The sequence below is a fragment of the Oceanobacter kriegii DSM 6294 genome (assembly GCF_000422845.1).
In the GTDB taxonomy this organism is placed as follows: domain Bacteria; phylum Pseudomonadota; class Gammaproteobacteria; order Pseudomonadales; family Oceanobacteraceae; genus Oceanobacter; species Oceanobacter kriegii.
The window spans coordinates 56,267-75,298 of the sequence record NZ_KE383932.1 but is presented as its reverse complement, the minus strand read 5'-3'; the positions used below and the strand labels follow the sequence as shown (position 1 = coordinate 75,298).

At 56.5% G+C, this 19,032-nt stretch carries 15 protein-coding genes; 14 read left to right on the top strand and 1 reads right to left on the bottom strand.

Annotated elements, in window-relative coordinates:
* Nucleotides 1–5: 5 nt before the first annotated feature.
* The 11 genes from G516_RS0116880 to G516_RS23045 all read left to right on the top strand — a co-directional run bounded on the left by G516_RS0116880 (nt 6) and on the right by G516_RS23045 (nt 13,319).
* Complete coding sequence (locus G516_RS0116880) at nt 6–1,625, top strand: cryptochrome/deoxyribodipyrimidine photo-lyase family protein (protein ID WP_028294636.1); 1,620 nt, start codon at nt 6–8, stop codon at nt 1,623–1,625.
* A gap of 334 nt (nt 1,626–1,959) precedes the next feature.
* The gene (locus G516_RS0116875) at nt 1,960–3,873 is read left to right on the top strand and encodes a methyl-accepting chemotaxis protein (protein ID WP_028294635.1); all 1,914 of its coding nucleotides are present in this window, start codon (nt 1,960–1,962) and stop codon (nt 3,871–3,873) included.
* Nucleotides 3,874–3,891: 18 nt separating this feature from the next.
* A complete protein-coding gene (locus tag G516_RS0116870; RefSeq protein ID WP_028294634.1) occupies nt 3,892–5,430 on the top strand; it encodes a chemotaxis protein CheW in 1,539 nt (512 codons plus the stop codon).
* 55 nt (nt 5,431–5,485) lie between these two features.
* A complete protein-coding gene (gene cheB, locus G516_RS0116865) occupies nt 5,486–6,670 on the top strand; it encodes a chemotaxis-specific protein-glutamate methyltransferase CheB (protein ID WP_028294633.1) in 1,185 nt (394 codons plus the stop codon).
* Nucleotides 6,671–6,673: 3 nt separating this feature from the next.
* Nucleotides 6,674–7,306: a HEAT repeat domain-containing protein gene (locus G516_RS0116860; RefSeq protein ID WP_028294632.1), complete on the top strand. Its 633-nt coding sequence runs from the start codon at nt 6,674–6,676 to the stop codon at nt 7,304–7,306.
* A gap of 2 nt (nt 7,307–7,308) precedes the next feature.
* The gene (locus G516_RS0116855; protein WP_028294631.1) at nt 7,309–8,148 is read left to right on the top strand and encodes a CheR family methyltransferase; all 840 of its coding nucleotides are present in this window, start codon (nt 7,309–7,311) and stop codon (nt 8,146–8,148) included.
* Nucleotides 8,145–8,516 carry a response regulator transcription factor gene (locus G516_RS0116850; protein ID WP_028294630.1) on the top strand — a complete coding sequence of 124 codons (372 nt, stop codon included), beginning with the start codon at nt 8,145–8,147 and terminating at the stop codon, nt 8,514–8,516. The genes G516_RS0116855 and G516_RS0116850 overlap by 4 nt, the downstream gene beginning before the upstream one ends.
* An 8-nt stretch (nt 8,517–8,524) precedes the next feature.
* Nucleotides 8,525–11,434 carry a chemotaxis protein CheA gene (locus G516_RS0116845; protein ID WP_051219549.1) on the top strand — a complete coding sequence of 970 codons (2,910 nt, stop codon included), beginning with the start codon at nt 8,525–8,527 and terminating at the stop codon, nt 11,432–11,434.
* A gap of 1 nt (nt 11,435) precedes the next feature.
* Nucleotides 11,436–11,693: a hypothetical protein gene (locus G516_RS0116840; protein WP_028294628.1), complete on the top strand. Its 258-nt coding sequence runs from the start codon at nt 11,436–11,438 to the stop codon at nt 11,691–11,693.
* Between the two features lie 12 nt (nt 11,694–11,705).
* Complete coding sequence (locus G516_RS0116835) at nt 11,706–12,068, top strand: response regulator (RefSeq protein ID WP_245582692.1); 363 nt, start codon at nt 11,706–11,708, stop codon at nt 12,066–12,068.
* Between the two features lie 18 nt (nt 12,069–12,086).
* Nucleotides 12,087–13,319 (top strand): methyl-accepting chemotaxis protein, encoded by a 1,233-nt coding sequence (locus G516_RS23045; protein ID WP_051219548.1) that lies wholly within the window; start codon nt 12,087–12,089, stop codon nt 13,317–13,319.
* A gap of 610 nt (nt 13,320–13,929) precedes the next feature.
* Here G516_RS23045 and G516_RS0116820 read toward each other — a convergent pair.
* On the bottom strand, nt 13,930–15,930 hold the full coding sequence (locus tag G516_RS0116820) for a putative bifunctional diguanylate cyclase/phosphodiesterase (RefSeq protein WP_169449555.1): 2,001 nt from the start codon (nt 15,928–15,930) through the stop codon (nt 13,930–13,932).
* A gap of 386 nt (nt 15,931–16,316) precedes the next feature.
* On the opposite strand from G516_RS0116820, the gene G516_RS0116815 reads away from it, so the two are divergent.
* The 3 genes from G516_RS0116815 (at nt 16,317) to G516_RS0116805 (ending at nt 18,919) form a co-directional block, all read left to right on the top strand.
* Nucleotides 16,317–17,558 (top strand): porin family protein, encoded by a 1,242-nt coding sequence (locus G516_RS0116815; RefSeq protein ID WP_156879084.1) that lies wholly within the window; start codon nt 16,317–16,319, stop codon nt 17,556–17,558.
* Nucleotides 17,558–18,046 (top strand): hypothetical protein, encoded by a 489-nt coding sequence (locus G516_RS0116810; RefSeq protein ID WP_211225140.1) that lies wholly within the window; start codon nt 17,558–17,560, stop codon nt 18,044–18,046. The genes G516_RS0116815 and G516_RS0116810 overlap by 1 nt, the downstream gene beginning before the upstream one ends.
* Nucleotides 18,047–18,445: 399 nt before the next feature.
* Nucleotides 18,446–18,919, top strand: coding sequence for a Dps family protein (locus G516_RS0116805; RefSeq protein WP_051219547.1), 474 nt, complete (start codon nt 18,446–18,448; stop codon nt 18,917–18,919).
* Nucleotides 18,920–19,032 lie beyond the last annotated feature (113 nt).

The following is a 19,032-nucleotide window of genomic DNA, read 5'->3' as shown; positions in this document are numbered from 1 at the left end:
GGCCAATGAACCTGCACATTGTCTGGTTCAAGCGTGATCTCCGCATCCGAGACCACCAGCCTCTGGCTCGGGCAAGCGAAGCGGCTCGCAAACAGGGTGGACAGCTGCTGAGTTTATACGTTGTTGAACCGGAGTACTGGCAGCAAGCGGATACCAGCAGCCGCCAGTGGCTATTTACCAAAGAATGCCTCAACGATCTGGATAAGGCCTTGGTCGCCCTGTCTGGCGTTCAGGCGGGTCTGCACATCGCCATTGGCTCCGTCACAGACTGCCTCGAAAAACTCGCCCAACACGCCAAACTGCACCTGTACAGCCATGAAGAAACCGGCAACTACTGGACCTTTGAACGTGACAAAGCCGTTGGCCGCTGGTGCAAACAGCATCAGGTTCCGTGGCAGCAGGCGCGTCAGTTTGGCGTACTGCGACCGAACCCAGACCGCGATCAATGGGCCGATTGGCGCGAGCAGTGGCTGAACCAACCCATTGCGCCTACACCCAGCCAATTACCGCTGGTGCAATGGCAGGGCCACTGTGGCTTGCTGTCGGTTGAGGTGCTTAACCAACCGATCTTTCCATCGCTGGGATTTGATCAAAGCCCTTGCCCTGGTCGCCAGCGTGGCGGCATACAGATAGCCCATCAGCTGATTGACAGCTTTTACCATTCACGCGGTGAATATTACCGAGGTTCCATCAGCTCCCCTGTCAGCGCGGAACATCATTGCTCACGCATTAGCCCCTACCTGGCACTGGGCTGCATCAGCCTTAAAGAACTGCAAATGCACAACCGTCAGCGTATTCATCAGTTAAAACAGGCAGCAAAAAGCCAGCAGGAACCCGACCGCCAACAACGACAGTGGCTCGGTAGCCTGACCAATTTTGAATCCCGTCTGTGGTGGCACTGCCATTTCATTCAGAAGCTCGAAGACGAACCGGAATCCGAGTGGCAATCCCTACACCCTGCCTACCGCGATTTACGCCAGCGCAGTGGCGGCAACGACCCTCGTCTGCTGCACGCCTGGGAAACCGGCAGCACAGGCTGGCCATTGGTAGACGCTTGCATGAAATACTTGCAGCACCACGGCTGGATCAATTTCCGGATGCGGGCCATGTTGATGTCGATTGCCTGCTACCCGCTTTGGCAAGACTGGCAACAGCCTGCCCAGCGGCTGGCGCAGCTGTTTGTCGACTACGAACCCGGCATTCACTACCCGCAGGCGCAAATGCAATCCGGTGCCACCGGCATCAATGTGCTGCGCATGTACAACCCCACCCAACAAGCAATGAAACTGGACCCCAATGGCGCCTTCATCCGCCGCTGGCTGCCTGCGCTGCGCAGCGTGCCCAACAGCTTTATTCACCAGCCATGGTTGATGAATCTGCGCCAGCAACAGGACTGCGGCATGATTATCGACCGCGACTATCCGGCCCCAGTGGTGAATTTCGAGCAAGCCATCCGCGAAGCTCGCAGTCACCTGAAAGGGCTGACCAAAAGTGCCGAATTTCGTGATCAGGCCCGCGGTATCGGCCACAAACACGGCTCCAGACAACGCAATAGCATGGGTCAAAGCCGCTCACGCAAGCGCACGGCGAAATCTGATCAGCAGTCTCAGCTGAGTTTGTTTTAGGGACTCTGGCCTAGCTCCAAGCTGTCCATCTCATCTCAGCCTCTATCAGCCTCTCTCAGCCTCTCCCGAAAGCTGAGCCGTTATTACCAGGCGATCAAAAATTGACGATCAGGTGTCAAAACAACCGCTTTTCAGCCTTGTATAAGTTCCATATAAGAAAGTAACAATACGTCTAACCTGTCATTGCGGAACAACCTCTGCCCAGCCAACAGGCAAACCGGACACAAGCCATCTAGGTTTTATTTACCACGGCCGTTCCAGTCGCCAATCGACGCACTGTTCCAATTCCGGCCGCTTCAATCGAATCAACCTTGTTTGCCCGGAGACAGGAACTATGGCTCTTGTTAAGAAAAATGCGCCGCTCTCACAATCAGCACCGGCCGCCAAAGCCGACCCTGCTGCAGCCCGTGAAGCCGAAGCCCAACGCAAGCGCGCCAGAACACTGGCCAAGCAACAACAGGCAGCGGAGCGCATCGCCTCGGCCACCAGCCAGTTGAGTGCTGGCATCACCGAAGCCGCTTCTGCCGCAGAAGAACTGAACAGTGCCTCTGAACAGATTTCCGTTGGTGCCGAACAATCCAGCGGTGCCGCCCAGGAGTCACTGGCTGCGTTCCAACAAGTCACCACCAACATCCGTCGCCAGCTGTCCGCCGCTGAAACCGCCAAAGACCGTTGCAGCGCCTTGCAGGTGTTGGCCAAAGAAACCGCTCTTGGCATCGACAGTCTGGTCACCAACGTCGGTGAAGCTGCCAAGCGTCAGGCAGCATCTGTGACCATGGTGTCTGAGCTGGAATCCCAGGCCGCCAACATTGGCGAAATCGTTAAAGCCGTGGTGCGCATCGCCGACCAGACCAACTTGCTGGCTCTCAACGCCGCTATCGAAGCCGCCCGCGCTGGTAAGCACGGCAAAGGTTTTGCGGTGGTCGCTGACGAAGTTCGCACGCTGGCCGAAACCTCCGAACAGAGTGCCATCGAGATTCAGAATCTGGTCAAACAAATTCAGTCCGAAGTACAAACCATTGCCGGTGGCATCAAGACCGCCTCTGAAACCGTCGAAGGCGAAGTAGAAAAAGGCAAAACCATTACCGAACAGCTGTCCAGTATCCGTAAAGACATGTCGACGGTGGTGAAAGGCGCGGAAGAAATCGCCAGTGGTGCAGAGCAATCCGATACCGCCGCCATGCAAGCCCTGAAAGGCGTGCAAGACATTGCCGCGGCCTCGGAAGAACAGGCTTCGGCAGCCTCCGAAGCCACCAAGACCGTCGGCGAACAATCCCGTGCTCTGGCTGAATGCGAACAAGCGGCTCAGGCACTGCTGGAACTGTCCGAAGATCTGCGCAACAGCACTGATGTGGCCAAATCCGCCGAAGACGTTGCCTCCAGCGCTGAGCAGCTGTCCTCCGCGGTGCAGGAAATCAATCAGTCCTCCACCGAAATCATGGCAGCGATTGAACAGATTCGTCGTGGTGCCCAATCAGCTGCAGCGGCAACCGAAGAATCTTCTGCGGCGGTCAACCAGATTGAAAAAGGCCTTGAAATTTCCCAGGAACGCTCACAGGTAAACCTTGAAGTCGTCAACAAAATCACCGAGTTGCTGAGTGAAAACAAACAAGGCGTGGAAGAGCTGATTCATGGCATCACCCTGTCGGTCGAAGCCACCAACCAAAGTGTGAAACAGGTGAAAGACCTCGAACTGGTTTCCCGCCGTATCGACAAGATCGTTGAAGCCATTACCACCGTTTCCATTCAAACCAACATGCTGGCCGTGAATGGTTCGGTTGAAGCCGCCCGCGCGGGCGAATTTGGCAAGGGCTTCGTGGTGGTGTCGACTGACATTCGTAATCTGGCACGCGACAGTGCTGAAAACGCCGACCGCATCAAGGATCTGGTGCGTGGCATTCAGGATCAGATTCAACTGGTCAGCACCGACTTGCGTGAAATCGCCACCGCCGCTCAGGAAGAAACCGAAAAAGCCCTCGCCTCTACCAATAACCTCGGCACCATCGAAACCGATATTGCCGAAGTAGCAACCGGCGCTGAAGACATTCTTGCCGCGGCCAATGAAATCTCCTCAGCCATCCTGCAAGTGAAAACCGGTACCGAGCAAATCGCTTCCGCTTCCCAGGAAGCAGAACGAGCCGCCGACGAAGCTGCCGCAGCCGCTGAACAACAGTCCCGTGGCGCCGACGAGTTGGCCGCCGCCATTGAAGAAATTGCCTCTCTGGCAGACGAACTGCAAAGCGCCTGATAACCCGCGGAGGTTGCCATGAACACGTCCGTGGCTGAAGACAACACCCTGCTCGACGAGCCGGAAAACCTGCATCAGTACGTCACCTTCAAGGTGGCCGATGAAACCTTTGCCGTACAAATGGCACCGGTGCAGGAAATCATCCGGGTACCCGAGGTGGTGCGGGTGCCGCTGGCACCACCATCACTGATCGGCCTGGCCAATCTACGCGGCAAGGTACTGCCCATTCTGTCCTTGCGCCGCCTGTTTGGCATTGAAGACAAGGACCATGACGACGCCAGCCGCGCCATTGTCGTCGACGTTCGTCAGGACGTTGGCTTCACCGTCGACCGCGTTGCCAGCGTCATCGACGTCGAGCCGGAATTGATCGAACCGGCAGACCAGGTCAGCTCATCGCTCGACCGTGAAATGCTGTCCGGCGTGATCAAAAACACCGGCGGCCACGAACTGGTGATGATTCTGGATCTGGCCGCCCTGCTGCAAGCCGACTACAGCCAAATGCAGCAGATGGTCACCGACAATTCGCTGGGGCTCGAGGGCATTGGCGATGAAGAGCAGGATCAGGACGAAGACGATGAAGACGACAAGCGTCAGCTGGTCAGCTTTGAAGTGGCCGGCCAGGAATACGCCATCGACATCGACCAGGTACAGGAAATCGTCCAGCTGCCCGACAGCATTACCCGGGTGCCGCGAGCCGACCAACACATTCTGGGCATCATCAACCTGCGAGAACGACTGCTGCCGTTGGTGAACCTCAGCAGCCTGTTTCATCTGCCACAGAAAACCCTCGATGACAAAAGCCGCATCGTGGTGCTCAACGTTGGCAATGCCTCGCTGGGGGTTGTGGTCGATGCCGTTAACGAAGTGCTGCGGGTCGATCTCAACCTGATCGAACCCATGTTGCCGATTCTGGCCAAGGAAGCCGACCTGCAAGACATCGCTGCCCTGTGCCGACTGGAACAAGGCAAACGGCTGGTATCCATCATTGCCACCGAACAACTGATAGGCAACGAACAGATTCAGGAATCGTTACAGCAGCAGGAGACCGAGATGCTGGATGAAGACGTTGAAACCGAAGAATGGGGCGACGATGACGACGACGAGCAACTGGTGGTCTTCCGACTCGGCGACGAAGAATTTGCGGTGTCGATCAATACCGTGCAGGAAATCGTGCGTATTCCCGACACCCTGATTCGGGTGCCCAAAGCCCCGGCCTTTGTAGAAGGCATCATCAACCTGCGTGGTGTGGTGCTGCCGGTGGTCGATTTGCGCACCCGACTGGAGCTGACGCCGATCGAACGCAGCGAGCGTCAACGCATCGTGGTGTTCAACATCGAAGGGGTCAAAACCGGCTTTATTGTCGATCTGGTGACCGAAGTACTGAAGCTGTCCCGAGACCAGATAGAAGCCACACCAAAGATGACCGATGCCCAGCATGGGCTGCTGTCTCGCATGGCCAACCTCAAGGTGGAAGGCCGCATGATCCAGTTGCTGGATGCCGATTTCCTGATGGTATCGGACGAGATGGACCAGCTCAAAGACCTGGCGGCGGGCTAAGTCCTCCGCCATGGCAATCACCCGACAGACTGTTTGAGAGTACGACGAGCAAGCCATGACGAAACTGCTGATTGTTGATGACTCCGCATTGATGCGCAGACACCTGACCAGTGTTTTTGAAGAGGTCGGTGGCTACGACATTCATGTCGCCCGTAACGGCGCCGAAGCCGTTGCCATGAATACCAGCATTGAACCCGATGTGGTCACGCTGGACATCAATATGCCCGAGATGGACGGCCTCGAAGCGCTGTCCATCATGATGGCCGAACGCCCGGTACCAGTAGTGATGGTGTCGTCGCTGACCGAGCGCGGCGCGCTGGCAACGTTTGAAGCCCTGAACCTGGGGGCCATCGACTTTGTTGCCAAACCCGGCGGCACCATCTCCTTGTCACTGGACGCCATTCACAAGGATTTGATTCGCAAGGTGCGTTCGGCCGCTCGGGCACGACTGAAAAAACCGTCGCGCTCAGCCGCCGCCAGCGCCTCTGCCCGACAGGCGGAACAACCGGCGACACGCAGCTCCGCCCGCACCACTCGAACAGCAGCCAGTACCGAGTCGCGCAGTGCTCGCACCAGCAGTCGTGCGATACAGCAGCCAGCCGGTATCAGCGGTGACCTGAAGCCCGGAATCCCCAACTACAACGAACTGAACGTCGACGACCCATTGATCATTGTTGGCGTCTCGACCGGTGGCCCCCGTACGCTGGAAGATATTTTGCCCAACCTGCCAGCCGATTTGCCGTGCCCGCTGCTGATCGCCCAGCACATGCCGCAAAGCTTTACCCGATCGCTGGCCGACCGACTGGACCGGGTGTGCGCTCTGAAGGTCGAGGAAATCAACAGCCCCACAGTGCTGTGCAATGGCCACATCTACATCGCCCAGGGCGGCCACGACATTCTGCTGTCGCGCCGTGGTACTCGCCTGAGCGCCATGCCAAAGCCTGAAGATGCCGAGTTCCTGTGGCACCCGTCGGTCGAGCGACTGGGGATTTCAGCGCTGAAAACCTGCAAGCCCGCCAACGTCATGGCGGTGATGCTTACCGGCATGGGCTACGACGGCGACAACGCCTTTACTGAACTGCGTCACGCCGGTGCCCACACACTGGCCGAGTCTGAACAATCCTCTGTGGTGTTTGGCATGCCTGACGCCCTGATTCGCAAGGGAGGTGCCATTGAAGTGGTGCCTGCCGATCGCATTGCCGACCGCATGATTGCCTGGTCGCGTAAATTCCGGAGATAACCCATGGCACTGGTGAAACGTACCCACGACGACAACCTGCCATCCGAGCAGCAGGCAGGGACTCCCAAAACACTGGAAGAACTGCAACAACAACTGCAAGGCAGTCATCCGCTGGAGCGCCGCCAGGCGGCTCAGGACATTGTTGATCACGAAGGTGCCACGGCATTGCTGCTGGCCCAACTTGAACGCGAAACCTCAGCGGTGGTGCGCCAGGTGATCCTCACATCATTGACCCGCATTGGCGACCGCGATGCCGTCTTCGGACTGGCAGAATGCCTGCGCTCAGAAGACGCCCGGCTGCGCAACGACGCCATCGAAGCGATGAAGGAAATGCCCGACCAGATGGCCGAGATTGTTGAAGAGCTACTGGCTGACGACGACCCGGACGTGCGTATTTTCACCGTCAACATTCTTGAGTCGTTACGTCACCCGCACGTCGAGCAGTGGTTGATCGATGTGCTGGACCATGACGACCACCTCAACGTGGTGTGCACCGCCCTCGACCTGATGGGCGAAGTGGGCACCGAAGCCGCCATTCCGGCGCTGCAACGGGTTGGCTCTCGTTACGAAGACGAAGCCTACGTGCAGTTCGCCGCCGACATGGCCCTGAAACGAATCCAGAGTTCAGCGGAGTAACAATGAGCAAACTGATCAGCGATCAGGAATTTGCCACCTTCCGCGAATTCTTTTATCGCAAAACCGGCATCAAGTTCGAGGACACCAAGCGCTACTTTGTTGATAAGCGCCTGCTTGAACGCGTCAGGGAAACCGGCAACGACACTTTCCGGGAGTACTTCACCACCCTGCGCTTTCAGGCCAGTGGTGAAGAACTGCAACACCTGACCAACCTGCTGACGGTCAACGAAACCTATTTCATGCGCGAGGATTACCAGTTTGACTGCCTGGTGAAGTCGATCCTGCCGGAAATCTGCAAAACCCACGACCGCAGCAAACCCATTCGGATCTGGTGCATTCCGTCGTCGTCCGGCGAGGAACCCTACTCCATCGCCATGTGGTTGCTGGAGCGTTGGCCCGGCATCAACCAGTGGGACGTTGAACTGATTGCCTCCGACATCGACACCGGCATCCTCAATACCGCCCGTCAGGGGTTGTATTCTGAGCGCTCAATTCGCCTGATTCCACCGTCCTGGAAAACCCGCTACTTCAGCCGGGTCGGTTTGCAGTATCAACTCTGCGACGACCTGCGCTCGGCGGTCGAATTTACCCATGTGAATTTATCCAACGTCGCCGACGTGCGTCGCTACCGCCCGATTGATGTGATTTTTTGCCGCAACCTGCTGATTTATTTTGACGACGTATCCCGTAAAGCCGCGGCCGAAGCGATGTTCGACGTCATGGCTCCTGGTGCCTTTATCTGTCTGGGACATTCCGAATCCATGGGGCGCATTTCGCCGCTGTTCAAGGTTCGCAAATTTCCTGGCGCCATCGTTTACCAGAAGCCTTTGGAGGAGTCATGAAACGAGTTTTGATCATTGATGACGCCAGCACCATCCGGATGTACAACCGCAGCATCCTGGAGGCCGGAGGTTATCAGGTAGAGGAAGCCGTTAACGGTATGGAAGGGCTGGAAAAAGCCCTCGAAACGCCGTTCGACCTCTACATCGTCGACATCAACATGCCCAAGCTGGACGGCTACGGATTCCTGCAACAACTGCGGGCCGAATCCATCGATCAGGCACCCGCCATGATGGTGTCCACCGAAGCCGCTGGCCGCGACAAGGAAATTGCCTACCTGTCGGGTGCCAATCTGTATCTGGTAAAACCCACCAAACCGGATGAACTGATTGCCTACGCCCGCCTGCTGATGGGGGAACCGACCCAATGACGCCATTAATGCAACAATTCGTCTCCGAAAGCCGGGAACAACTGCAAGGCATCAGCGAAGCCTTGCTGGGGCTGGAAAAAGGCGGCGACATTGCCGAAGGCCTGAATGAGCTGTTCCGGCTGGTTCACACCCTTAAGGGCAGCAGCGGCTTGTTCGACTTCCCGGACATGATCCGGGTATTGCACGCCGGTGAAGACCTGTTGACCGAGCTGCGCGACCACCCTGATCTGTTCAGTCACGACCTTAACGACCAGTTGTTCGACTGCATGGACTTTGTCAGCCAGCAGCTGGACGACCTCGAAACCAATGGCGAACCCGGTGACGACAAGGAGCGCGCCGACCAGCTGGAAGCCGCCTTGCGGGCCATGCTGGAGCAGATTACTGCAGGCCCAGCAGAAGCCGGCAGCGAGCCAACCAGTGAACAAATAGAAGAAGTAAACGAAGCCGACCGTGACGCCGAAGCACTGGCCGACGCCAACCGGATGCTGGATGGCCCTGACCAACCAGAGGCAACAGATACAGAAGCAGCAGAAACCGCTGTGACGTCTTTGCCCGACGACAGCCCGCTGGCCGATATTCCAGAGCTGGTGCGCCACGAAGCCGTCAGCGAGGCCATTGCAGGCAGCGACGTGAAACTGGTGCATTACCTGCCTGAAGAAACCTGCTTTTTCACGGGTGAAGACCCACTGTTCCAGGTCATGCAGTGCCCGGGCGCCCTCTGGGGTACTGTGAAAACCCGTCAACCATTGGCAAGCGTCGATGAGTTGGACCCGTTCCAGTGTCAGCTGCAATTCTGGGCCCTGACCAGTGCCAGCGCTGAAGAGCTGGATGACCATTTCCGCTACAACCCGGAAGCCCTGAGTGTGTACTCGGTGGCCCCGGAGCAACTGATGGCCATCGACCAACGTTTGCCACATCAGCCACTGCCTGACGACGTGCTGGAGCAACTGCATCACGCCTACGCCAGTCGTGACCACGATGCCTTAATGACGCTGGTAACCCACCAACTGGAAGCCAGCGACGAAGATTGTCAGGCCCATGTTGCCTTGCGCTGGATTCGACTGGTGGCGTCGGCATCGCCCGATTCGCCGCTGCTTGAAAACAGCTGGCAATTGCTGGCCGAACTGCACGGCTTCAGTGGCCATCACGACACAGAGGGCGTCAGCAGCACCCATCACTCCAGCACCAATAACACTCTGGGCACTACCGCTCCGCTGAACCCGGCGGACTTCAGCCCTGAGCTGAACGAAGTACTGCAAACCCAGCAACACATTCTGGGGCTGAAAGACGATTCGCCATGGGCCAGTGGCCGAGTTCAGGCCGCCGGTAACTCGCTGCTGAACAGCATGGGCTCGATTGGTCAACACGACCAGCAAGCAGCCTTGCGGGAACATCTGGATACCGCACTGGAGCAAGGCGACAGTGCGCCAATGACCGATTGGCTGGAGAATCTGCTGGAACCTGCTTCCACTACCGAAACAAGAGCCGCAACAAGCGCAGATGCAGGCTCACCCGAAGTGGATAACACGGCCGATGCTCCGTTAACCAAAGCTCCGTCGACAGAAGCTCCATCTACAGAAGCTCAATCTACAAAAACCAGGGCAACCGACCCCGCTCAACCAGCGGCTCAAACGGCTTCGGCTCAAGCAACTTCCGAGAGCGCCAATCCAGCACCAGCGGCCAAGCCCGCCACTGAGTCTGCCCGCGCAGAAAGCCAGCCTACAAGCCGCAGCCTGAAGGTGGATCAGGAGAAAATCGATCGCCTGATGAGTTTGATCGGCGAAATGGTGGTGGCCAAAAACTCCCTGCCATTCCTGGCCCAGAAAGCCGAAAAACTGGGCATTGAAGATCAGGCCTACGGCAGCCGGGATTTGTCACGGGAGCTAAAAGAACAGTACGGCGTCATCAATCGTATTTCTGAGGAAATGCAGGACGCCATCATGCAAATCCGCATGATGCCGTTCTCGTTTATCTCAATGCGCTTCCCGCGACTGGTGCGGGATATTTCACGCCGTTTGGGAAAGGACATTCAGCTGTCGATTGAGGGCGAAGACACCGAAGCCGACAAGAACATCATCGAATCGCTGGCCGAACCGCTGATTCACATTGTTCGTAACAGCCTCGACCACGGCATTGAAACCCCTAAAGTGCGCACCGCCGCAGGCAAACCCGCCTCCGGCAAGCTCAGCATTCGGGCCACCCAGGAAGCCGACCGGGTACTGATTGAAATTGCCGACGACGGCAAGGGCATCAACCCCGATGTAGTGAAACGCAAAGCGATTGAAAAAGGCGTCATCGACGAAGCCACCGCCGAGCGCATGACCGACCGCGAGGCCGTCAATCTGGTGATGGCAGCCGGTTTTTCCACCGCCGACGCCGTGTCAGACCTCTCTGGCCGAGGCGTTGGCATGGACGCCGTGCGCCGTGCTGTCGACAAGGTCAACGGCACGCTGGCGCTCGACAGCGAACCGGGCAAAGGCACCCGCATTCGCATTCAGCTGCCAATGTCGATCGCCGTCACCCGGGTGATGATGATCGAGACCGACGGCCAGCTGATGGGCATTCCGATGGATCAGGTGCTGGAAACCGTGCGCGTGGATAAAGCCAATATTCACGAACTCAAACAGGTGAAAACCACCATCCTGCGCAACCGCATTATCCCACTGAAAAGCCTCAACGAGCTGCTGAATCTGGATTCTCTGCCTATGCTTAACGAAGAAGGTGAATACGCCGTACTGGTGATTCGGGTAGGTGCAGAAACCGTTGGCCTGATGGTCGACAACTTCCGCGGCTCGGCCGACATCATTCAGAAGCCGCTGACCGGCAGCGTGCTGGGCGGCGTATCGGCCTACTCTGGTGCAGCACTGGTGGGCGATGGTTCGGTATTGATGGTACTCAACCCAAGGGAGCTGATCTGACATGACCATGCGACTGCTGAAACGCCGCGCGGTGCTCAGCGACACCCTCGCCATTGAGGATGCCGACGAGCTACTGGCCTGGTTCAAGGACAAGGACCGCACCGAGCTGGATATGTCCGCACTCGAACACATTCACAGTGCCCCGCTACAAGTACTGATGGCGGCTCAACCAAAAGTCATCGCCTGGCCGGAGCGGCTGGGGTTGAGCCAATGGCTGCAAACCTGTCTGGGTAACGCAGCGCTGAAAGAGGAGCAATAGCCCGTGGCTAAGATGATATACGTTGTCGACGATTCCAAAACCATGCTGATGAGCGTGCGCTCGACGCTGGAAATGGCCGGTTATCGGGTAGAAACATGCGATAACCCACTCAACGCCGTACAGCACCTGAATGGCAATAAGGTCGATCTGATCATCACCGACGTCAACATGCCGGGGATGAACGGTCTGGAGCTGATTGCCAAGGTCCGTTCCAGCAGTGCCAATCGCTTTACCCCGATTCTGACCCTGACCACCGAAAGTCAGGCCCAGAAACGGGATGAAGCGAAAAAGCTGGGAGCCACCGGATGGCTGGTTAAACCTGTATCCGCCCAGGACCTGACTCGCGTTCTACGTCAGATCCTGCCAGGCGCCTGATCTCCGGGGAGTGTTGGTATGAATCTGCAGTACCTGCAAAAAAATACAAAATTGGTCGGCGCAGGATTAGCAGGCTGGCTGGTAGGCGTGGGCGTGCTCACCTTTGGTGGGTTTGTACCGACCCCCTACTGCAATTATCTGTGGGCATTCAGCAGCGGCATGATGGGCATGTTCACCTACCTGGTGATCCAGTCCGCAGGTGCTGCTGAAAAGCGCAAAAAACAACGCGCCAAAGAAAGCGATGCCGACATTGCAGGAAAGACCCAGGCACTCAAGCAGCTGCTGTGCAGCTTCAGCCCACTGGCCGGGCTTTTGAATGCGCACCTGGAAACCACCAACAAACTGGCCGATGACGCCGCCACCGACATCATGGAACGGGTGCTGAAAATCAGCCAACGCTCAGAAGAGTTTCTGAAGGTGTTTGAACAACGCCGTCTCGAAGCCCAGGACATCACCGCCGAAGCGGAAAACACCATGGCTTCCAGCCAACACCTGCTGGAAGAAATGTCGGCCTACCGTCAAAAGCGCGAAAGCCACCAGCAGCAGCAGTCCGAAGCCATTACCGACATCGCCAACAAGGTGGAAACCTTCAAGCCATTGATCGAAGTGATCCGCGAAGTGACCAAGCAAACCAACCTGCTGGCGCTGAACGCCGCCATCGAGGCAGCCCGTGCCGGCGAAGCCGGACGAGGATTCGCCGTGGTCGCCGACGAAGTACGCACGCTCTCCAATCAAATTGAAGACGCCGCCGCCCGCATTGAAGACAGCGTATTCCAGGTGTCCTCTACGGTAGACGGCCAAATGGATCGTCTGGAAGAAGCCCAGCAAAGCGCCGTCGACGAAGTGGAATGGCTGCAAACCATTAACCACTCGGTGAATACTCTGTCGAACCAGTTCCAGAAAGCGGTTCACACCCTTGACGACCTGACCGACAACACCCAGGAAGCCGTCAGCTACGTGCGCAACTCGGTACTTACGGTGCTCAGCCGCAGCCAGTTCCAGGACATCGCCCGCCAGCAGATCGAACAGGTGCAGGAAGGCCTCAACCTGTGTGAAGCGCGCTTCAAAGTGATCAGCGAGCAGCCAGACATCAGCAAACTGACCACCGACCAGGACCTCAGCGACATCATAGAATCCCTTCGAGAGGGATACACCATGAAAGAACAAGAAGACATCCACCGCGAACTGCTCGACGGCGCCGACACCAGCCAATCCGACGAACCCGAAAGACCCAAGATTGAATTGTTCTAGAAACCCTCTGAACAGCTATGCAACGGATGGGCGCCCCGCCCATCCGTTCTTCCTATCCTAAAAAACCAAGCCCCAAGCACACCAAGCCCGATAGCACTCATGGATAGCCTGCTCTCTGTCTATCCAAGCTGTTCGCAGGCAAGCCCGCTCCTACAAGGAAGTGGCACACCATCGGCAGCAAGCTCCCTCCCACAGGCTTTAAATCTATGAATAGGATGTTCGCAGGCAAGCCTGCTCCTACGAGGGAATAGCTCATCATCGGCAGCAAGCTACCTCCCACAGGCTTTAAATCTATGAGTAGGATGTTCGCAGGCAAGCCTGCTCCTAAGAGGAAACGACGCATCATCGGCAGCAAGCTACCTCCCACAAGCTTGAAATCCATGGGTAAGATGTATTAGCGGAACGCGTAACACATCGCCAGCGCAGGCTGTTCGCTGGCAGCAGGATTTGTAGGAGCGAATTTATTCGCGAAAGAGAAAGCGGGTCTTCACACAATAACCAATTACAGGGTCAGCTAAGCTCGCGACATCCGACATCCGACATCCGACATCCGACATCCGACATCCGACATCCGACATCCGACATCCGACACCTCAGACTACAGCCAACCTCACTCTTGTTTCAGCAAGCTGGTGTAGTCGGTCAGCTTCATCGGTTTGTGGAACAGGTACCCCTGGAAAATATCGCAGCCGTGGCGAGTGAGAAATTGGCGCTGTTCAACCGTTTCAACGCCTTCGGCACACAGCTCCATGCCCAACCGGCGAGCCATTTCGATGATGGTGATCACCAGCGCGTCGTCGCGTTCGCTACGGCCAATGTTGTCGACAAATTGCTTGTCGATCTTGATCAGGTCGATGGGGATTTTGGTCAGGTAACTAAGCGAGGAATAGCCCGTTCCGAAGTCGTCCAGAGCCACCCGGCAGCCCATGGCGGTAATGTCATCGAAGAAGCGGTTGGCGACGTCGAGGTTGTCCAGATAGGCGTGTTCGGTCACTTCGAACTCAATCAATCCCCGCGGGATTTCATGTTTGATGAACGCCCCTTTGATAAAGCCAATCAGGTGATATTTCTTGAGGTCGTGGGCCGACAGGTTAATCGATACCTGAAACGGCTGCGGCACATGGCTGAACACATGGCGGCAGTCGGAACAGACCCGCTCAATCACCCACTGGGTAATATCAGAGACTTTGCCGGAGTGCTCGGCAATTGGAATAAACTCCGCTGGCGATACAAACCCCAGGGTTTTGCTGGTCCAGCGCACCAGCGCTTCTGCACCAACCCGGGTGCCATCGGGTTTGACCTTTTCCTGGTAGTACACGCTGAATTCGTTTTCTGCCAGTGCGGTATCAATCGAGTTGGCAATGTCTACCCGCCGCTGATAGTTGTCCATCATGGTAGAGTTAAAGAAGCTGTAGCGGCTCTTGCCAAGGCTTTTGGCGGTATACATGGCGACGTCGGCATTGCGAATCAGGTCGCGGGTATCGGCGTCCGAGTCGAAGGTAGTCGCAATACCCACACTGGCAGAGACCCTCACCTCCCAGGTATTGATCACGTATTTTTGCATCAGGCCAATCACCACCAGGTCGGCCAGCTGTTCCAGCTTGGCCCGCGGTGGACATTCCCGCAGCAAAACCAGAAATTCGTCGCCGCCGTGGCGCGATACGGTAGCTTCGTCCGGCACGATGGACACCAGCCGCTGAGCCACCATTTCCAACAGTTTGTCGCCCACCTCATGCCCCAACGAATCGTTTACCAGCTTGAAGCCATCAAGGTCGACGTACATCACCGCCAGATGCTGGTTGTTGCTTTCCACATGCTCCAGCGCATGGGCCAGCAACGTCATAAAACGGTTACGATTCGACAGTCCGGTGAGGCTGTCGTAATTGGCCAGATATTCGGTATCGGCCTTGCGTTCTTCCAGCAGCGCCACGTACTCGCGGTTAACCTCGGTCTCTTCCTGAATCACCCGCATCATGGCGTGAATGTTGTTGCTCAGGCGCTGAACTTCAAAACGCCCACCGTGCGGAATTTGCAGGGCGTAGTTTTTGGTGCGGCTGACTTCTTCAACGAAATCACTCAACCGTGTCAGCGGCGCCAGCCACTTGTTGCCGAGCAAGTAAAACGCGGCTGCCAGCAGAATCATGATCAGGGTAATGGGAGGCAGCAGTCGGGTGATCAATTTTTGGGTACTGGCCGCAATCGGGCCCTCAAAATCGTCGATGATGACCAAATAACCCAGACGATACGCCGGATCGCCAATGCTGCGTACCGCCACCAGATCGCCTTCAACCGGGTGAATGCCTTCCCCCAGTGACTGCAACGAACGGCTGACCACCGCCAGTACCGCATCGCCCTCGCGCAAGCCAGCCTGACCGTGGTACAGGTCAAGCTGATTCCAGTCAGGGTCGTACACCGCGGCAATGCGGATATTTTTGTAGGGATCGAGGCTCAGCAGATAGCGCTTGAGTTCGAAGGCGCTGTCTTGCTGATTAAGGATGTCCACCAGGTCGTTGGACATGTTTTCCGACAGTGCTCGCAAGTCGCTCTGAACGTAGCGGGAATACAACTCTTTGTGCTCACGTAACGACAGCAAAAAGACTGATACTGCCACGGCAGTCAGAAAAAGAAGGCTGAGGATAACAACGGCTGTACGAATACTCTTCACGTCAAAGGGTACCTGTGGATTCCCGCAAGATAGCCCTTTAACTCTAGTCGCTCCGACGACCGACATGGCAAACCCGAGGCCAACAAATCAGGCCAGAACGTAATGAATTACTACCAAATGTAACCCGCCAGTAGTCCGCGCCTGACGCTCCGCACCTCTTCCTGCAAATCCTCTCCTCAAATCGCTTGTGGAACATGGCAAGCCGCCCGATAGCTTCTACACTGAATCCAAAGGGCCGAACTAATCTGACGCCTGATTGCACACTCGACTACAGAGCACTTGCTGTGAAAACACGCCTACTCTCTGCCACCGCGAATAACAGACAGCGGCCCTTGCTGACCGTCATAACGTCTGTGCTACTAGCGCCATTGACGATAGTGGGCGTCGCCACCACGTCAAGCTCGTCGGCCAACGCCGCCAAACTGACCGATGACATCGAATTGTCTGGCATCGTTCGGGTGATTGGCGGCTACCTGGAGTCAGACAACCACAGTATTGATGGCTACAGCGACAGCGTCAGTCTACATCAGCAGTCGTTGATTGCGTTACAGCCCACCTGGCACATCAACGACCGATTGAGTACTACCCTGCAATGGGTTGGTCATACCGGTGAAGGGCGAGAATCCGGCATAGAATGGGCCTACTTGAGCTACAGCCTCAATGATCAGTGGCAACTGAAAGCCGGCAAGCTGCGGATGCCGTTTTTCCATTACAGCGACAGTATTGACGTGGGCTATTCCTACCCTTGGGTGTCACCGCCATTGCAGCTGTATAACAACAAGCTGTTTCCTACCTTTAAAGGCGCCAACGTCAGTTACAACTTTGCCGGTGAAAGCTTCGCCGTCCGCCTTGAGGGACTTTACGGTTACTACCACAGCGACAGCGTGATGATTGCAGGCTCTCGGCTGGGTGCCGATGCCAAGGTCGACAACATGTATGGCGCCAACGCCGCATTACGCCGTGGACACTGGGGCTTGCGACTGGCTTACCACACCGGCGATTCACAAACCCGGATGGAATTCCTGACGCCATTGATGACGGCATTACAGCAAGCCGGATTTGACGATGCCTCGTCCACGCTCAAAGCCGAAGGGCCAGTGAACGTGTACAGCATTGGCGCCGACTACGAGGACTTCACCAGCTTTTACCGGGCCGAATGGGTTCGTACCGTTACTGATCTGGACTTCTCGCCGACGCAAACCAGTTATTACCTCAGCGCCGGGCGCTACATTCAGGACTGGACCCTGCACCTGACGTTCGCCAGCTCCGCCAATACCCGCACCGAACCATCCGATGAGTTACAGCCGTTTCTGGCCGATCCGACAACACCACTGTATCCATTGGCAGCGGGCTATTACACTGCTTATCAGCGCATTCCCACCGGAGGCATGAACAGCGTTACTCTGGGAGCCCGTTGGGATTTCCGCCTGAATATGGCGTTAAAAACCGACATCAGCTACCTGAAAGAAACCAGCGCCTACAGCGGCTTTTTCGTCAACGAAGGGGATTCGTCCCAGGATGTTGAAGCCCAGACAGGCACTCTCTACCAAATCGGCTGGGAGTGGATTTTCTGATGAACGCATTGATAACCTGGGTATCGACCCTATCGACTCTTTTGAACCGCCACATGGGCATTTGCCAACCACATTTACTGGCCACCGTGCTGATGATGTTCAGCCTCAGTGCTGCTGAAGCCAAAGCCGAGCATTCCCTGTTGGTGGTTGCCAACAATCAGGATGGCTCGATTCAGCTGACCCGTTCCCAGGTGCGCAACCTGTTTATGGGCGTATCCGTCGGTAAAGGCCTTGAGCCGGTTGCCCTGCAACCCGGTAATCAGCTGAGAACCCGCTTTAACACCGAAGTGATTGGCATGGCCGAAAACCGCATTCAGTCTTACTGGGCGCAAATGAAATTCACCGGCCGTCAAACGCCACCAGAAGAATTCAGCAGCGAGCAGGAATTGATTGAATATCTGTCCCAACACCCGGGCAGCGTGGGCTACGTTTCCAGCGAAGCCAGCCTGCCCGACGGTTTGCAGGTGGTGTACGCCGACGACCTGTGATCAAGTGCTCCTGAGCTGACTATTCCAAGCCCAAGCCCAAGCCCTAACAACTGGACTGGGCTTGAGCTTGTAGCGCTTGGGCCCGGATTCTGCCCCGCCAAGCCAGCCTCACCAGGCTCCCTCTATCCCTTTGCAAACACGCTTTTGCCCGCCAACGGTCGCTCCTTGAGTTGCATCACAAAGCAGGACAGCTATGGGGTTTTAAAATCCCATAGCCAAAGGCTATAAAATCAATCCAGACAATCAGTTTCAAAAATCACATAGCCAATCGCTATTATAACTTCATCGACAGCGGCACAGAGACACGGTGTCGGATCGCAACCGTATTTGGCTAAAAGCGGAACAAATTCGCTCACAGCCATCCAACATAAGCGTGAAACAACGCAACAGGAGATCATTATGAGCATTAACATTGGTATCAGTGACAGCCACCGCGAACAGATTTCCAACGGTCTTGGACGCCTGCTGGCCGACAGCTACACCCTGTACCTGACCACCCACAACTTCCACTGGAACGTGACAGGCCCGATGTTCAACAGCCTGCACACCATGTTTGAAGAGCAATACACCGAGCTGTGGAACTCACTCGACACCATCGCTGAGCGTATTCGCTCGCTGGGCCACTACGCACCGGGTTCTTACGCCCAGTTTGTTGAGCTGACTTCATTGCCAGATGTACCAACCAAGCCACCCAAAGCGCTGGATATGGTAGCGACTCTGGCTCAAGGCCACGAAACCGCCGCTCGTACCGCTCGGGATTTGTTTGAACTGGCCGACGTCGCCAACGACGAAGCCACTGCTGACTTGCTGACCCAGCGTCTGGCCGTGCACGAACAAACCGCCTGGATGTTGCGCGCCCTGCTGGAAGAGTAAGCACCAGCAGCAAGCAGAAGTCACCACAGCAGCACGCAGCCGACCTTGTCGGCTGTTTGCTTTTGCGCCCAATCCTCTGAGTACGACATTCGTTCCCCCCTTCCAACAGCAGC

Excerpts from the sequence above, each read along its gene's own strand:
- G516_RS0116810 (WP_211225140.1), top strand. The coding sequence starts at position 17,558 with ATGAACGCATTGATAACCTGGGTATCGACCCTATCGACTCTTTTGAAC.
- G516_RS0116875 (WP_028294635.1), top strand. The coding sequence starts at position 1,960 with ATGGCTCTTGTTAAGAAAAATGCGCCGCTCTCACAATCAGCACCGGCC.
- G516_RS0116845 (WP_051219549.1), top strand. The coding sequence starts at position 8,525 with ATGCAACAATTCGTCTCCGAAAGCCGGGAACAACTGCAAGGCATCAGC.
- G516_RS0116850 (WP_028294630.1), top strand. The coding sequence starts at position 8,145 with ATGAAACGAGTTTTGATCATTGATGACGCCAGCACCATCCGGATGTAC.
- G516_RS23045 (WP_051219548.1), top strand. The coding sequence starts at position 12,087 with ATGAATCTGCAGTACCTGCAAAAAAATACAAAATTGGTCGGCGCAGGA.
- G516_RS0116835 (WP_245582692.1), top strand. The coding sequence starts at position 11,706 with ATGATATACGTTGTCGACGATTCCAAAACCATGCTGATGAGCGTGCGC.
- cheB (WP_028294633.1), top strand. The coding sequence starts at position 5,486 with ATGACGAAACTGCTGATTGTTGATGACTCCGCATTGATGCGCAGACAC.
- G516_RS0116805 (WP_051219547.1), top strand. The coding sequence starts at position 18,446 with ATGAGCATTAACATTGGTATCAGTGACAGCCACCGCGAACAGATTTCC.
- G516_RS0116840 (WP_028294628.1), top strand. The coding sequence starts at position 11,436 with ATGACCATGCGACTGCTGAAACGCCGCGCGGTGCTCAGCGACACCCTC.
- G516_RS0116880 (WP_028294636.1), top strand. The coding sequence starts at position 6 with ATGAACCTGCACATTGTCTGGTTCAAGCGTGATCTCCGCATCCGAGAC.
- G516_RS0116860 (WP_028294632.1), top strand. The coding sequence starts at position 6,674 with ATGGCACTGGTGAAACGTACCCACGACGACAACCTGCCATCCGAGCAG.
- G516_RS0116855 (WP_028294631.1), top strand. The coding sequence starts at position 7,309 with ATGAGCAAACTGATCAGCGATCAGGAATTTGCCACCTTCCGCGAATTC.
- G516_RS0116870 (WP_028294634.1), top strand. The coding sequence starts at position 3,892 with ATGAACACGTCCGTGGCTGAAGACAACACCCTGCTCGACGAGCCGGAA.